The sequence below is a fragment of the Endobacter medicaginis genome (assembly GCF_014192375.1).
In the GTDB taxonomy this organism is placed as follows: domain Bacteria; phylum Pseudomonadota; class Alphaproteobacteria; order Acetobacterales; family Acetobacteraceae; genus Endobacter; species Endobacter medicaginis.
Window position 1 is genome coordinate 1 of record NZ_JACHXV010000058.1, and the last position, 1,443, is coordinate 1,443.

The window sequence follows — 1,443 nt, forward strand, 5'->3', positions numbered from 1 at the left end:
GGCCACCGGCCGCAATCCGCGCCGCGCAGCTTCCACTCGCGGCCGTCGCCGCGTAGGCTTCAGATCGGTGTCTCACAATCTGCGGGCGGTACACACCCAGCGACTTCATGTTTCATCAGGTCGCTTTGTGCCACCCTACGCAGCCCTCGAAGCCTCCCTTGGATGACACCTTCCGTCATCCCGATGTCGTCCATCGCGGACAGCCATGCGGAGGTTTTGGCAATGAACTTCGGGAAGTCCTTCGGGACCATCTCCACGCTGTTCGCGATCTCTCGATATAGGATGGCGTCGGCTCCAGCCTGTAGGCGGTCTTCTACGAATTGAAACGCCTTCAATGCCCGGCCCGTGAGCTTCGAACCGAAAGGAGACCACATTTCCACCTTGCAGCCGGGGAACACTGTCGGGAGATCGGCGGGGATGCCGCTGCGAGGTGAGGCGATGACATATGCCGTCATCGGTTGACATCTGTCGCCATCCGACTTGCGGACTCGTCCACGGCACAAGGCTTGAAGAACGAGGTTCGCGTGTTCACCCCTCATGGTCGCCTCAACGTCTTCACGGGACACCTGACCGTCTGCCACGTCGAAGTCTTGCGCCATATGTGTCAGGGCGGTGTAGAAGCTGGGAGCCATGAACAGAGTGCCAGCCAGGATGACGTTGGGAAAATCAGCGTAGAGGTTGGTGGCCATGTGTTGACCCCAAGTGAGGGTGCTGACCTGCTGTTGGGTGTCGGCCGGGAGGCCCTTACGAATGGCCTGATCAACGTCAACGACCTTTCCGCCGGCCTTGTGAATGACCACCAACCACTGTTCGTCGGGTCGCTCCAGGATTGCTTTGATAATCCCCTGCGTCAGGCTGTTGGCGTTCTTCATCCAACCCGACTTCGAGCCTGATGTCTTCCAGGTGCGGACAGTCAGTGGCGAGTAGTCCTTTACGGCTTCCTTCAGGAACTCCAGGTTGCCGCGTCGCTCCTGAACGTGCCGATAGGCTTGGCGGACTCGCCCGGAAGCGTCCAGAACAAGCAGGGGGGCGAGGTCGTGTGGGAGAGTATCCTTGTATGTCAGCAGCGTTGAGCCGGCGACGCCGTCTTTGCTGACGCGCGCCACTTTGCCGCTCATGACCGCCAGAGACGTGACAGTGATCTGTTGATCATCTCGCCACCGGCCGGTGATGCCGGCTGCGGCTACCAGTATGTCCGACAGCGTCGCCCCGGTTCCAATGCTGAAGTCGGGGACCGCTACCAATGCGCCCTCTTCGACATGTCTGAGATCGGTGGCGAAATCGTCAATAGCATTTGCCAAGGCGGCAGAGATGGGACGGAGAGGCTTGACCAACTGCATAAGCGCATCTGAGCGGCCCCCACTGGGTGGTCCGGGATGAGTGTTAGTGCATTGTCGTCTCCGCCGCCATTGCCGGTCGGAGGTGGAGCGAAGCGGAACCGGA

1 protein-coding gene is annotated in these 1,443 nt (G+C 60.3%); it reads right to left on the reverse strand.

The window, feature by feature from the left end; genetic code table 11:
• Window positions 1-59: 59 nt before the first annotated feature.
• Window positions 60-1,340: a hypothetical protein gene (locus FHR90_RS17160; RefSeq protein ID WP_176626537.1), complete on the reverse strand. Its 1,281-nt coding sequence runs from the start codon at window positions 1,338-1,340 to the stop codon at window positions 60-62.
• Between the last annotated feature and the right edge of the window lie 103 nt (window positions 1,341-1,443).